Here is a 12,638-nt window from a genome sequence, read left to right on the forward strand (position 1 = left end):
GTCACACGCGGGCGCGGGGTGTGGCTGGATTCGCGCTCGCGGCGATCGCTTCAGACGGTCCGTCGATACTGCCCACCGACGGCGAAGAATGTGTCGGTGACCTGCTGTAGGCTGCACACCCGCGCCGCGTCCATCAGCACGTCGAAAATATTGCCGTCGGTATGGGCGACCTCGGCCAGCCTGGCCAGCGCGCGATGGGCTTCCTCGGCGTTCTCGTCTTGGAAGGCGCGCAACCGCTCCAGTTGGGAACGCCGTTCCGCTTCGGTGCCGCGGGCCAGTTCGAGTGGCCCGTGCGCGGCGTCGTCGTCGCGACCGCGGAAGGTGTTCACGCCGACGATCGGCAGCGATCCGTCGTGTTTGCGCTGCTCATAGCGCATGGACTCGTCCTGGATGCGGCCGCGCTGATAGCCGGTCTCCATGGCGCCGAGCACGCCGCCGCGTTCGCTGATCCGCTCGAATTCGAGCAGCACCGCCTCTTCGACCAGGTCGGTGAGTTCGTCGATGACGAAACTGCCCTGCAGCGGATTCTCGTTCATCGCCAGACCCCATTCCTTGGCGATGATGAGCTGGATCGCCAGCGCGCGCCGCACCGAATCCTCGGTGGGGGTGGTCACCGCCTCGTCGAAGGCATTGGTGTGCAGGCTGTTGCAATTGTCGTAGACGGCGATCAATGCCTGCAGCGTGGTGCGGATGTCGTTGAACTGCATCTCCTGCGCGTGCAGCGAACGACCCGAGGTCTGCACGTGGTACTTGAGTTTCTGGGCGCGTTCACCGCCGCCGTAGCAGTCGCGCATCGCGATCGCCCAGATGCGGCGGGCGACGCGGCCGATCACTGTGTATTCGGGGTCCATGCCGTTGGAGAAGAAGAACGACAGATTCGGCGCGAAGTCGTCGATCGCCAGGCCGCGGGCCAGATAGGTCTCCACATAGGTGAATCCGTTGGCCAGGGTGAAAGCGAGCTGGCTGATCGGGTTCGCGCCCGCCTCGGCGATGTGATAGCCGGAGATCGACACCGAATAGAAATTGCGCACGTCGTTGCGCACGAACCATTCCTGGATGTCGGCCATCATCCGCAGGCTGAATTCGGTGGAGAACAGGCAGGTGTTCTGGCCCTGGTCCTCCTTGAGGATGTCGGCCTGCACGGTGCCGCGCACGGTCGACAGGGTGCGCGCCCGCACCTCGGCCGCCTCCTCGGGACTCGGCTCGCGGCCCTCGGACTCGGTGAACCGTTGCAGCGCTTGATCTATCGCGGCATTGAGGAAGAACGCGAGGATGGTGGGCGCGGGACCGTTGATCGTCATCGACACCGAGGTGGTCGGCGCGCACAGGTCGAAACCGTCGAACAGGGTGCGCATGTCCTCGATGGTGGCCACCGAGACACCCGAGGTGCCGACCTTGCCGTAGATGTCGGGACGTTCGGCCGGGTCGTGGCCGTAGAGGGTGACCGAGTCGAACGCGGTAGACAGGCGAGTCGCCTCGGCGTGCGCGCTGAGGACCTTGAACCGGCGGTTGGTGCGCGCCGGATCGCCCTCGCCGGCGAACATCCTGGCCGGGTCCTCGTTGTCCCGCTTGAACGGGAAGACGCCCGCGGTGAACGGGAATCGGCCCGGCAGGTTCTCGGCGCGCAGGAAGCGCAGCAGCTCGCCGTCGTCGGTGTAGCGGGGCAGGGCGACGCGCGCGATGCTGGAGCCGGACAGCGATTCGCGCCGCAGCGGGGTACGGATCTCGCGGTCGCGCACGCGGACCACCTGCTCGTCGCCGCGGTAGCTCTCGGCGACGGCGGGCCACTCGGCCAGGAGTGCGGTCGACTCGGCGGACAGGGCGGTGCGCGCGGTGGCCAGCAGCTCGGCGACCGCCGCGTCGTCGGGCAGTTCGTCGCTGACCAGGCGTAGTCGTTGAATACGTTGCGCCGCCGCGCATTCCCGTGCGGTGCCGGCGTGGTAGTCGCGAACCGCCTCCGCGATCTCGGCCAGGTAGCGGACTCGCGCCGGCGGCACCAGCTGGGCGAAGCGGGTGGAGACCTTGGTGTCGACGTGCGGCAGAGCGCCCGGCTCGACGGTGAGTCCGTGCTCGGTGAGCAGGCCGATCAGATGGTGGTAGAGGGCGGTGACGCCGTCGTCGTCGAAGGTGGCGGCGCTGGTGCCGAAAACCGGCATGTCCGCCGGGGCGGCGCCGAATTCGGCACGGTTGCGGATCAATTGGCGGGCCACGTCGCGGATCGCGTCGGCCGCGCCTCGGCGCTCGTACTTGTTGACCGCGACCACGTCGGCGTAGTCGAGCATGTCGATCTTCTCGAGCTGGGAGGCGGCGCCGAACTCCGGCGTCATCACATACAGCGCCACGTCGACATGATCGACGATGCCCGCGTCGCCCTGGCCGATACCGGGCGTCTCCAGGATCACCAGGTCGTGGCCAGCGGCCCGGCAGGCGGCGATCATGGTGTCGATGTCGTCGGGCAGTTCGTGATTGCCGCGGGTGGCCAGCGAACGGAAGTACACGTGCTCGCCGTCGAGCGCGTTCATCCTGATGCGGTCCCCGAGCAGCGCCCCGCCCGCCCGGCGCCGGGTCGGGTCGATCGCGAGGACCGCGACGCGCAGCTTGTCCTGCTGGTCGGTGCGCAGCCTGCGCACCAATTCGTCGGTGAGCGAGGACTTTCCGGACCCACCGGTGCCGGTGATGCCGAGCACCGGCACCCGGCGCTTGTCCGCCGCAGCCAGGATCGCGGCGTGCTCGGCTTCGGGCAGTGCGCCCTGCTGTAGGCAGGTGATGGTGCGCGCCAAGGCATTCCGGTCGCCGGTGTAGAGCGCGTCGAGATCGGGCAGCGTCGCGGCAGGGTCGACGTCGCAGACCTGGATCAGCTCGTTGATCATGCCGGGCAGGCCGAGCCGCTGACCGTCCTCGGGGGAGAAGATCCGCACGCCGCTGCGCGCGAGCCGCTCGATCTCCTCGGCGACGATCACACCGCCGCCACCACCGAAGATGCGCACGTGACCCGCGCCCGCTTCGCGCAGCGCCTGGGCCAGGTACTCGAAGAACTCGATGTGCCCGCCCTGATAGGAGCTGACCGCGACGCCCTGCACGTCCTCCTCGACGACCGCGTCGACGATCTCGCGGACCGACCGGTTGTGGCCGAGATGGATCACCTCCGCCCCCTGCGCTTGCAGGATCCGCCGCATGATGTTGATCGCCGCGTCGTGCCCGTCGAACAACGCCGCCGAGGTCACGAAACGCACGGGATGGACCGGCACGTGCAGTGCGCTGGACTCGCTCATGACCGCCTCCGCAGGTGATGTGCGCCCGATACTAGGACGTCCAACTAATTCTAGTATGAACTGGGTCACTATGGCGCGAAACGCGGCATGCGTGATTCGGTCGAAACATCACCGCAGGTCGACATACTCGACGGATGGTTCGCGAACATCGGGTGGGTGTGGCGCTGGAGCGGCTGGTGGCGGCGGGGGTGATCAGCGGGGAGCAGCGCGGGGCGGTGTTGCGAGCCGTGGATGCCGAGGAATACGCGGAACGGGCGAGTGCGGCCCGGGTGATCGCGGAGATCGTCGCCTACCTCGGCGCGGGCCTCGTAGCCGCCGGTGTGGCGCTGTTCCTCGGGCGGGCGTGGACCGACGTGGCGCAGACCGGGCGGGTGGTGTTGTTGCTGGTCGTCGCCGGTTGCGCGGCCGGGGGAGCGGTGGTGCTGGCCGGTGGCTGCGACGGGGTGTTCCGGCGGGTGCCGATCGCCTCGGCGGGGCGAAGCAGGCTCGCGGCGGTGCTGCTCGTGCTGGCCGCCGGTGCGGTATGCGGGGCGGTGGCCACGGCGTTCGGCGACGGCGGTGGGGAATCCGCGGAGATCGCGGCATCGATCGCGGGGCTGCTGGTGGCGGTGCTCGGTTATCTGCTGGTGCCGAGTGTCCTCGGGATGGTCGCGATGGGCGGGTTCGGTCTCTGGAGTGTCGTGACCGCGACGTCGGAGCTGTTCGACTACCGGTCCGTCTGGCCCGGTGTGCTGTTGCTGCTGTTCGGTGCGCTGTGGTTCGTGCTCGCCCTGGCGCGGCTGTTCGTCGCGGAGTGGGCGGGCTATCTGATCGGCGGGCTGATCGCGGTGGTCGGCGCGCAATCGGTGACGATCGGCGAATCGCCGTGGCGGCCGGTGCTGACCGCGCTGGTCGGGGTGCTGTGTCTGGTGCTGTACGCGGTGCGCCGGGAGCCGGTCCTCGTGCTCGGCGGCGCCGCGGCGGTGGCGGGCGCGGTCGCCCAGGCGGTCGCCGACTACACCGACGGCGGACCCGCTGCCGCGAGCCTGGTGCTGGCGATCGGCGCGGTCGTGCTCACCGCCGGCTTGGTCGTGCTGCTCGTCGGGTCGAAACAGCCGGACTGAGTCAGCGGATCAGCGTGGTCTCCTGCGCGCGGATGGTGCGGAAGAACCGCGGGCCCACATCGGCGCCGTCGTGGTTGTAGCTGTCGATGATCTCGGCCAGCTCGTCGGCCAGCCTGCGCAGGTCCGCGGTCGCCGCGGTGCGGTCGAACTCGTCGGACTCCCAGCCCCACGCGGGCGGGATCCCGTCGATGGTGACGACGATCTGGTCGGCGAACGGCGTGCTCACCGCGACCGTGAGCTCGGCGGGCGCGGCCGCGAGCGGACTGTGCACCGTCAGCTCGCCCGGTCCGCCGACGACGGCGAAATTGCGGGCGAAGGCGATGTCGTCACGGACCGACTCGACGATCGACGCGGTGCTCGCGTGTCTGCCGGGACGATCATGTTTGGCGCCGTACACGCGGTCGGATGACGCAGGAGAACCATTGTGGCCGGGGGATTTCCGCAGAATGCGATCGAGCATGCGCTGCGCGGTGGCTCGCTCGCCCGCCCCGGTGTTCTCGTGGTCGATCAGCGCGCGCAGGCGGGTGATCCGCACGAAATGGTCGGTGCCCATGTCCCGATTCTGCCCCAGCGGGCCGCGGTGGGATGCGTCACATCGCGTACGCCGGAGTTTCGGGTGCGTGGACGGCCAACTTTATCGTGACCACCATGAGTGAAGCGGAAGTGCTGTTCGAGGTATGCGACGGGCTCGGTCTGATCACCCTGAACCGGCCGCGCGCGATCAACGCGCTCAACCACTCGATGACCCTCGCGATCACCGAGGCGCTGCGTACCTGGGCCGCCGATCCGGCGATCCGGACCGTCGCGATCATCGGGGCGGGCGAGCGTGGCCTGTGCGCGGGCGGCGACATCGTCGCCATCCACCGCGACGCCAAGGCGATCAGCGACGGCGGACCGGCGGCGCCCGCGCCGCTGCAGACGGCGACGGCCGCGTTCTGGCGCGACGAATACCTGCTCAACGACCTGATCGGCAGCTATCCCAAGCCGTATGTGGCCATCATGGACGGCATCGTGATGGGTGGCGGTGTCGGCCTGTCCGCGCACGGCAGCCATCGCATCGTCACCGAGCGCTCGCAGATCGGCATGCCGGAGACGGGCATCGGTTTCGTTCCCGACGTCGGCGGCACCTACCTGCTCTCGCACACGCCCGGTGAGCTGGGCACCCACGTCGCGCTCACCGCCGCCCGGATGGGCGCGGGCGACGCCATCGCGGTCGGCTTCGCCGACACCTTCGTGCCCTCGGCCGACCTGCCCGCCCTGCTCGACGCGCTGCGCACCACCCCCGCCGACGAGGCCGTCGCCGGATTCGCCACGCCCGCACCGGAATCCGAGCTGGCGGCGCAGCGCGACTGGATCGACGCCTGCTACGCCGCCGACACCGTCGAGGAGATCGTCGCGGCACTGCGCGCCGCCGACTCGCCCGAGGCGACCAAGGCCGCCGAGGATCTGCTGGCCAAGTCGCCGGTCGCGGTGAAGGCCACGCTGCGCGCACTGCGCGATGCCCGCACGCTGCCGTCGCTGGCTGCCGCGCTGACTGTCGAATTCCGAATCACCGTGGCCGCGTTGAGCACTCACGATCTGGCCGAGGGCATCCGTGCCCAGGTGATCGACAAGGACCGCGCGCCGCGCTGGTCGCCCGCCACGCTCGCCGAGGTCACCACGGCCCAGGTCGACGCCTACTTCGCCCCGCTCGGCGCGGGCGAACTGGGTTTGCCCGCGTAGCCGGTGGGCGATCCGGCTCGGTATCGTCTGCACCATCCGTGACCACTGATGAACAAGAGGGTGCCTGGTGACCGATTTCGAGACGATTCTGCTGGAGCGCAAGGGCGGCAGCGAGGGTAAGGGCGGGGTCGGCTGGATCACGCTGAACCGGCCCAAGGCGCTCAACGCTCTCAATGCGCAGGTCCTCGACGACGTCATCGCCGCGCTCGACGAGCTCGAGGGCGACGACTCCATCGGCGCGGTGGTCATCACCGGGTCGGAGAAGGCCTTCGCGGCGGGCGCCGACATCAAGGAGATGGCGCCCAAGTCGTACATGGACATGTACATGTCCGATTTCTTCGCCCGCTGGGACCGGCTGGCCAACTTCCGCAAGCCCACCATCGCCGCGGTCGCGGGCTACGCCCTCGGCGGCGGTTGTGAGCTGGCGATGCTGTGCGACATCCTGATCGCCGCCGACACCGCCAAGTTCGGCCAGCCCGAGATCAAGCTCGGCGTGATCCCCGGCATCGGCGGCTCGCAGCGGCTGACCCGCGCGGTCGGCAAGGCCAAGGCGATGGATCTCATCCTGACCGGCCGCAACATGGGTGTGGAGGAAGCCGAGCGCGCCGGTCTGGTGTCGCGGATCGTGCCCGCCGACCAGCTGCTCGACACCGCGCTCGAGACCGCCCAGACGATCGCCTCGATGTCGCTGCCGGTCGCGATGATCGCCAAGGAGGCGGTGAACCGCGCCTTCGAGACCACGCTCGCCGAGGGCCTGCTGTTCGAGCGTCGGGTGTTCCACTCGCTGTTCGCCACCGATGATCAGAAGGAAGGCATGGCCGCCTTCGTCGAGAAGCGCCCGCCGAACTTCACCAACAGCTAGTTCTGTTTCAGCCGCAGTGAACCGTCGGTGAGCTGGGCAGGAGCCGGCGCGGTGCCCTCTTCGGGTAACCGCGCCGACGAATTATCGGCCCCGAGCAACCCGGCGACCGTGCCGCCCAAGGTTGCCGTCACCGCCACCGCGGCGAGGAGTTTTCGGCGGCCGGGTCGCTGCGCTCCGCCGCTCGTCGACAGGGCAGCCCCCGCCCGCCGCCGCGGCATGCGCAGGCGGGACGGGCGCTGGGCGGCCAGCAGGACCGCGCCGCGCGCCGACACATAGTCGGGCTCGGGGTCGTAGACGATCGGCAGCCCGATCCGCTGGGCCAGGTCGGCGCGCAGGGTCGGGTTGCGGGTGCAGCCGCCGAGCAGGACCAGCGCGCCCGGCTGCACGCCGGTCTCCTCGACCAGCTGACGCACGAACGAGGCCGAATGATGCAGCCCTGCCTCGCACAGTTCGGCCAGATCGCTGCGGGTCACCACCGCGCGGCCGCCGGTGTCGGCGTCGGTCGCGGTCACCACCCGCGCCCGGCTCAGCGACTCGCGGTGGGCGCGGCTGGTGCGCGCGTCGGCCAGTACCCCGCCGCGGGCCAGTTGCCAGCGCAGCAGGGCGTCGTAGCCGTTGCCGCTGAGGACGGTGCTGCGCTTGCTCGCCAGAATCGTGTCGGTGCGGCAATCGGCATGGGTGACAGTCAAACCCGAGCAGCCGAGGTCGTAGAGGATCACCGAGGCGGTGGTGGGCAGCATGCCGGTGAACCGCAGATAGCGCAATTGCGCCAGCGGTTCGTCGACGATGCCGACACCGGTGCCGACCGCCGCCCGGATCGCCTCGGCATGCAGCTCGTTACGACAGGTGACCGCGGCGGCCGTGACGCACTCGTCGCGCGCGAGCGCCGCGACGCGAATCCGGCGGATCGCCGACAACACCGCTTCTTCGACCGATCCGCCCGCCCTGCGCGGTAGCCGGATGTGGTCCACCGGCGGCAGGTGCGGCTGATCGGAGTGGGTCAGCACGGCGCGAGCACCACCCGCACCCGCCGATACCCCCAGGACCAGCACCATGGGCTACATGGTGGACCAATTTCCGCTACCTGCCAAGCGAGTCGGCCGGTGATTCGCCTGTCGGTTGCTATGTCGCGTGGAATGCGAGGTTTTGCTCGCCGGAATCCTCGTAGTCGCCCGCCTCGTGGCGGAACTCGGCGAGCAGTGTCAGCAGTTCGCGGATCCGGTCCGGTGGCAGTCCCGGCTCGGCGAACACCTGCGCGTTCAGGGCTGCGGTGGCCTCGGCAACCAATTCCCTTCCCGCATCGGTGATTTCGATGAGCGTCGCGCGCCGGTCGGTCGGATGGGGCACCCGGGCCACCAGTCCGGCCTTCTCGAGTCGGTCGACGGTATTGGTCACGCTCGTCGGATGAACCTGTAATCGCGCACTGGCCTTGGCCATCGGCAGGGCGCCGGTCTTGCTGAAGCTGAGTAATTGCAGCAGTTCGTAGCGGGAGAACGTCAGGCCCGACGGTTTGAGCGCCTCGTCGACCCTGGCCATCACGATCTGCTGCGCCCGCACCAGCGAGGTCACCGCGGCCATGCCGTCGGCGACCGCACCCCAGCCGTGCCCGGTCCACTGCCGATGAGCTTCGGCGATCGGGTCATGCGGAAGCGGTCGTGGCCGAGACATGTTATTGATCATCGCATAGTGCCAGGTCGCCACCGCTCAAGTGCGTCGCGGGGGCCGGGGCCGAATTACGCTCACGCTGAGCGCAACCATGGTCAGTCGCGCCCGGCCACGGCAATCTCTAGGGCGAGGCGGGCGTGGCTGAGTGGTTGAGGCAACGGTCTGCAAAGCCGTTTACGCGGGTTCAATTCCCGCCGCTCGCTCGATGGACCGGCTGAACACGGTGTTCAGCCGGTCCCGGCTTCACGACTTCTCGTAGGCCATCGCGGTGCCCTGGATTGTCAGGCGAACTCTGTCGCCCCGGGCGGGGGCCTGCGTGCCTGTCCGCCGAACCTTGACCGTGCCCGCGCCTTCGGCGAGGTCGATCGTGAGAATGACATCGGGGCCGCGGAAATCCACCTCCGTCACGGTGCCGCTGTGCGGATGGTCGGTGGTGCCGACCTGCGCGGTCAGCTGTTCGGGGCGCAGCATCAGCGTCGTCTGGCCGGTGGGTGCGTGCTGCTGCACCGGGACCGGACCGAGCGCGGACTTGGCGATGTCGGCCTCGCACAGGGCGTCGAGCAGGACACAGTCGCCCAGGAAGTGGGCCGTGAACAGGTCGGCGGGGTGGTGGTAGACGTGCTGCGGCGGGCCGACCTGGGTGAACCGCCCGTCGCGCATGACGGCGACCTGTTCGGCGAAGCTCAGCGCCTCTTCCTGGTCGTGGGTGACGAGGATGCTGGTCATCCCGGCGGCGCGCAGGGTCTCGGCGACGGCCTGCCTGGTGGTGGCGCGCAAGCCGGTGTCGAGGGCGCTGAAGGGCTCGTCGAGCAGCATCAGGGCAGGTTTGCGGGCCAGCGCGCGGGCCAGTGCCACGCGCTGTTGCTGGCCGCCGGAGAGCTGGTGGGGCAAGCGGTCGGCGAAGCCGGGATCCAGTGAAACCATGGCCAGGAGTTCGGTGACGCGGTCGCGGTCGCGGTGCCTGCGCAGCCTGGCGGCAGCTCCCCGCAGGCCGGTGTCCAGACCGTAGGCGATGTTGTCGGCGACGCTCAGATGCGGGAACAGCGCGCCGTCCTGGGCGACGTAGCCGATCCGCCTGCGCTGCGGCGGCAGGCAGACATTGTCTCGGACAACGGTTTCCGTGCCCAGCTGGACCGAACCCGTATCGGGCGCCTCGAAGCCGGCGATCACGCGCAACAGCGTCGTCTTGCCGCAGCCCGACGCGCCGACCACGGCGGCAGCGGTGCCGTCGGGGACATCGAGATCGATATGGTCCAGTACCCGGGTGGCGCCGAAGCTCTTCGAAACTCCGCTGATGACAAGCCGACTCATACCCTCGCCGCCTTTCTGGACTGGGTGAACAGCACATACGTCACCGGGACCGCGGCGACGATCATGATCAGCGCGTACGGCGCGGCGGCGGCGTAGTCGAGTTCGCCCGACAGGCCCCAGAACTGCATGGCCAGGGTGCGAGTTCCGTTGGGCGCCAACAGCAGTGTCGCGGTGAGCTCGGTGGACACGGCGACGAAGACGAGCGCGGCGGCCGACGCGGCGGCGGGGGCTGTCATCCGCAGGGTCACCCGGAAGAAAGTCGCCGCGGCCGACTCGCCCAGCGACCGCGACACCTCCTCCAGCCCGACCGGCACCTGCGCCAGCCCGGCCCGCACGCTCACCAGCGCGCGCGGGAGGAACATCAGGACGTAGGCGAGCACGACCAGCGTCGCGGTCTGATAGAGCGGCGGGGTCCAGCGGATGGTGACCGTCACCAGGGCCAGGGCGATCACGATCCCGGGCAGGGAACTGGTGATGTAGTTCGCACCTTCGACAACCCGGGCGAACCTGCCTGCCGAACGCACGGCGATCCAGGCGACGGGAAACGCGCACAGCGTGGCAACCAGCGCGGCGGCCGCGGCCAACCCGATCGTCTGGCCCAGTGCCGTGCCGATCGTGGTCATGTCCCACACGGCCGAGCCGCCCAGCCATAGCCAGCGCCCGATCGTCCACAGCGGCACACCCAGCGCGGCGACTACCACCGCGACCAGCACGCCGAACAGCGGAATCCGCCACCAGCCCAGGGCAATCGGCTTTGCCGCGCGTGGCGCGCCACTGCCCAGCCTGGCGTAGCGTGCGTTCCCGCGCAGCAGTGCCTCGCCGCCGAGCAGTGCCAGGCAGCACAGCACCAGGACACCGGCGAGCATGCTCCCGGCCGGACCGGCGAAACTGCTCTGATACTGCTCGAAGATGGCGGTGGTGAACGTGTCGTAGCGCAGCATCACGAACGCGCCGTACTCGGCGAGCAGATGCAGGCCGATCAGCAACGCGCCGCCGAGGATCGCCAACCGCAACTGCGGCACCACGATGCGCCAGAACACTTCCACCGGGCCGGAGCCGAGCGCGCGCGCGGACTCCTCGATCGCCGGATCGAGCCTGCGCAGCGTGGCGGCGACCGGCAGATACACCAGCGGGAAATACGACAGCGTGCAGACGACGACCGCGGCCGAGAGCCCGTGCATCGACGGGAACGCGCTCACCCAGCCGTAACTGTTGACGAACGCGGGCACCGCCAGCGGCGCGACGAGCACCGGACCCCACCACGACCGACCCGGCACCTCGGTGCGCTCGACCAGCCAGGCCAGCCCGACCCCGAGCAGCACGCACACCGGCACCGTGCACACCACCAGGGCTCCGGTATTGCCCAGCAGCTCACCCACTCTCGGGCGGAACACCAGATCGGCGGCCTCGCCGAGCCCGGTGTCGAACAGGACCGAAACGATGTAGCCCAGCGGAATGAACGTCGCCGCGGTCAGCGTCAGCGCCGCGAGCGTGACGAACACCCCGGGCCGACCGACCCGGGGTGTTGTCGCCGACGGGGTCGGCTCGGCGAGCTGAACCACCTACAGCAGTCCCGCCTCGGTCATCAGCTGGGTGACCTTCTTCGAGTCGAGGTTGCTCGGGTCGATCGCGGGCGCCTGCAGATCGGCCAGCGGCGGCAGGGCGGGATTCGCGGCGACGTCACTGGCGACCGGGTACTCCATCGAGGTGCCGTCGCGCAGGATCTCCTGGCCCTTCTTGCCGGTGACGAAGGCCAGGAACTTCTGCGCGGACTCCTGCTTCTTGCTCGACTTCAGCACGCCGCCGCCGGACACGCTGACGAAGGCGCCCGGATCCTGGTTCTTGAAGTAGTGCAGCGCGGTGTTGGCGCTGCCCTCCTTGGTCTTGGCCTGATCGCGGTACCAGTAGTAGTGGTAGATCACGCCACCTTCGGGATTACCGGCGTTGACCGCCTTCATGGTCGCCACATTGTTCTGCAGCGAGGTCGCGTTGGCCTTCATGCCCTGCAACCAGGACCGGGTGACGTCCTCGCCCTTCAGCGCGAGCAGGCCCGCCACGATCGCCTGGAAATCGGCGCCGGAGGTACCGGCGCCCCAGCGGCCTTTCCACTGCGGCTGTGCGAGATCCAGCAGCGAGGCGGGCAGTCCCGTGCTCGGCAGCTTGTCCCTGTTGTAGACGAAAACCGTTGCGCGGGCGGCGACCCCGGTCCACTTTCCGGTCGAGGGGCGGTACTGGGCAGGGACCTGGTCGAGCGTGGCCGTGTCGACGTCGGCGAACAGGCCTGCGTTCTCCACCAGTGCCATGGCGGGGGAGTTCTCGGTGAGGAAGGCGTCGGCGGGGGAGTTCGCGCCCTCGGCCACCAGCTGATTGCCCAGTGCGGTGTCGCCGCCCTGACGCAGGGTGACCTTGATACCGGTCTCCTTGGTGAACGCCTCGGCCCACTCCTTGGTGAGCGACTCGTGCTGCGCGTTGTAGACGGTGATCTCGTCGGCATCGCCCGAGGGGGACGAGCAGGCGCTGACACCCAGCGCGGCCACCGCGATCGCCATCAGGCCGGCCAGAGGTTTCCAACTGCGCGACGTCATCCGCGTCCTTCCCGCAAAGGGTCCCCATCCTATGATGAGGCTTGCCTAAGCAAGATACCCGCATGATGTACGCGGAAGCGAACGGCGGGCATTTCAGGACAGGCCGGAGAAATCCCGT

10 protein-coding genes and 1 tRNA gene are annotated in these 12,638 nt (G+C 69.2%); 4 read left to right on the forward strand and 7 right to left on the reverse strand.

The window, feature by feature from the left end; translation table 11 throughout:
• Window positions 1-50: 50 nt before the first annotated feature.
• Entirely contained in the window at window positions 51-3,272 is a 3,222-nt protein-coding gene (gene icmF / locus IEY60_RS21545) for a fused isobutyryl-CoA mutase/GTPase IcmF (protein ID WP_189031079.1), read from the reverse strand.
• A 134-nt stretch (window positions 3,273-3,406) separates the two neighbouring features.
• Here icmF and IEY60_RS21550 point away from each other — a divergent pair, with 134 nt between their 5' ends.
• A complete protein-coding gene (locus IEY60_RS21550) occupies window positions 3,407-4,375 on the forward strand; it encodes a DUF2157 domain-containing protein (RefSeq protein WP_189031081.1) in 969 nt (322 codons plus the stop codon).
• Between the two features lies 1 nt (window position 4,376).
• On the opposite strand, the gene IEY60_RS21555 is transcribed toward IEY60_RS21550, so the two are convergent.
• Window positions 4,377-4,928, reverse strand: coding sequence for a hypothetical protein (locus IEY60_RS21555; protein WP_189031083.1), 552 nt, complete (start codon window positions 4,926-4,928; stop codon window positions 4,377-4,379).
• Between the two features lie 95 nt (window positions 4,929-5,023).
• On the opposite strand from IEY60_RS21555, the gene IEY60_RS21560 reads away from it, so the two are divergent.
• Both IEY60_RS21560 and IEY60_RS21565 read left to right on the forward strand, forming a co-directional pair.
• Window positions 5,024-6,097 carry an enoyl-CoA hydratase/isomerase family protein gene (locus IEY60_RS21560; protein ID WP_189031085.1) on the forward strand — a complete coding sequence of 358 codons (1,074 nt, stop codon included), beginning with the start codon at window positions 5,024-5,026 and terminating at the stop codon, window positions 6,095-6,097.
• A 67-nt stretch (window positions 6,098-6,164) separates the two neighbouring features.
• Window positions 6,165-6,959 (forward strand): enoyl-CoA hydratase, encoded by a 795-nt coding sequence (locus tag IEY60_RS21565; RefSeq protein ID WP_189031087.1) that lies wholly within the window; start codon window positions 6,165-6,167, stop codon window positions 6,957-6,959.
• Here the strand turns inward: IEY60_RS21565 and IEY60_RS21570 are convergent.
• Complete coding sequence (locus IEY60_RS21570) at window positions 6,956-8,014, reverse strand: Hsp70 family protein (RefSeq protein ID WP_189031089.1); 1,059 nt, start codon at window positions 8,012-8,014, stop codon at window positions 6,956-6,958. The two genes, IEY60_RS21565 and IEY60_RS21570, sit on opposite strands and share 4 nt — an antisense overlap.
• Before the next feature lie 67 nt (window positions 8,015-8,081).
• Window positions 8,082-8,627 carry a MarR family winged helix-turn-helix transcriptional regulator gene (locus IEY60_RS21575; protein WP_189031091.1) on the reverse strand — a complete coding sequence of 182 codons (546 nt, stop codon included), beginning with the start codon at window positions 8,625-8,627 and terminating at the stop codon, window positions 8,082-8,084.
• A 128-nt stretch (window positions 8,628-8,755) separates the two neighbouring features.
• Here IEY60_RS21575 and IEY60_RS21580 point away from each other — a divergent pair.
• Window positions 8,756-8,827 (forward strand) — tRNA-Cys (locus IEY60_RS21580).
• 40 nt (window positions 8,828-8,867) lie between these two features.
• On the opposite strand, the gene IEY60_RS21585 is transcribed toward IEY60_RS21580, so the two are convergent.
• From IEY60_RS21585 to IEY60_RS21595, 3 genes are read right to left on the reverse strand one after another with little or no spacing between them, the layout of a single operon-like run.
• On the reverse strand, window positions 8,868-9,935 hold the full coding sequence (locus tag IEY60_RS21585) for an ABC transporter ATP-binding protein (RefSeq protein WP_189031093.1): 1,068 nt from the start codon (window positions 9,933-9,935) through the stop codon (window positions 8,868-8,870).
• Entirely contained in the window at window positions 9,932-11,497 is a 1,566-nt protein-coding gene (locus IEY60_RS21590) for an ABC transporter permease (protein WP_189031095.1), read from the reverse strand. The genes IEY60_RS21585 and IEY60_RS21590 overlap by 4 nt, the downstream gene beginning before the upstream one ends.
• A complete protein-coding gene (locus IEY60_RS21595; protein WP_189031097.1) occupies window positions 11,498-12,520 on the reverse strand; it encodes an iron ABC transporter substrate-binding protein in 1,023 nt (340 codons plus the stop codon).
• Window positions 12,521-12,638 lie beyond the last annotated feature (118 nt).

Source organism: Nocardia rhizosphaerihabitans (assembly GCF_014646295.1).
Lineage (GTDB): Bacteria > Actinomycetota > Actinomycetes > Mycobacteriales > Mycobacteriaceae > Nocardia > Nocardia rhizosphaerihabitans.

What these genes read in the sequence shown, in the direction of transcription:
- IEY60_RS21555 (WP_189031083.1), bottom strand. Translation starts at nt 4,928, where the DNA reads ATGGGCACCGACCATTTCGTGCGGATCACCCGCCTGCGCGCGCTGATC.
- IEY60_RS21585 (WP_189031093.1), bottom strand. Translation starts at nt 9,935, where the DNA reads ATGAGTCGGCTTGTCATCAGCGGAGTTTCGAAGAGCTTCGGCGCCACC.
- IEY60_RS21550 (WP_189031081.1), top strand. Translation starts at nt 3,407, where the DNA reads ATGGTTCGCGAACATCGGGTGGGTGTGGCGCTGGAGCGGCTGGTGGCG.
- IEY60_RS21575 (WP_189031091.1), bottom strand. Translation starts at nt 8,627, where the DNA reads ATGTCTCGGCCACGACCGCTTCCGCATGACCCGATCGCCGAAGCTCAT.
- icmF (WP_189031079.1), bottom strand. Translation starts at nt 3,272, where the DNA reads ATGAGCGAGTCCAGCGCACTGCACGTGCCGGTCCATCCCGTGCGTTTC.
- IEY60_RS21570 (WP_189031089.1), bottom strand. Translation starts at nt 8,014, where the DNA reads ATGGTGCTGGTCCTGGGGGTATCGGCGGGTGCGGGTGGTGCTCGCGCC.
- IEY60_RS21595 (WP_189031097.1), bottom strand. Translation starts at nt 12,520, where the DNA reads ATGACGTCGCGCAGTTGGAAACCTCTGGCCGGCCTGATGGCGATCGCG.
- IEY60_RS21560 (WP_189031085.1), top strand. Translation starts at nt 5,024, where the DNA reads ATGAGTGAAGCGGAAGTGCTGTTCGAGGTATGCGACGGGCTCGGTCTG.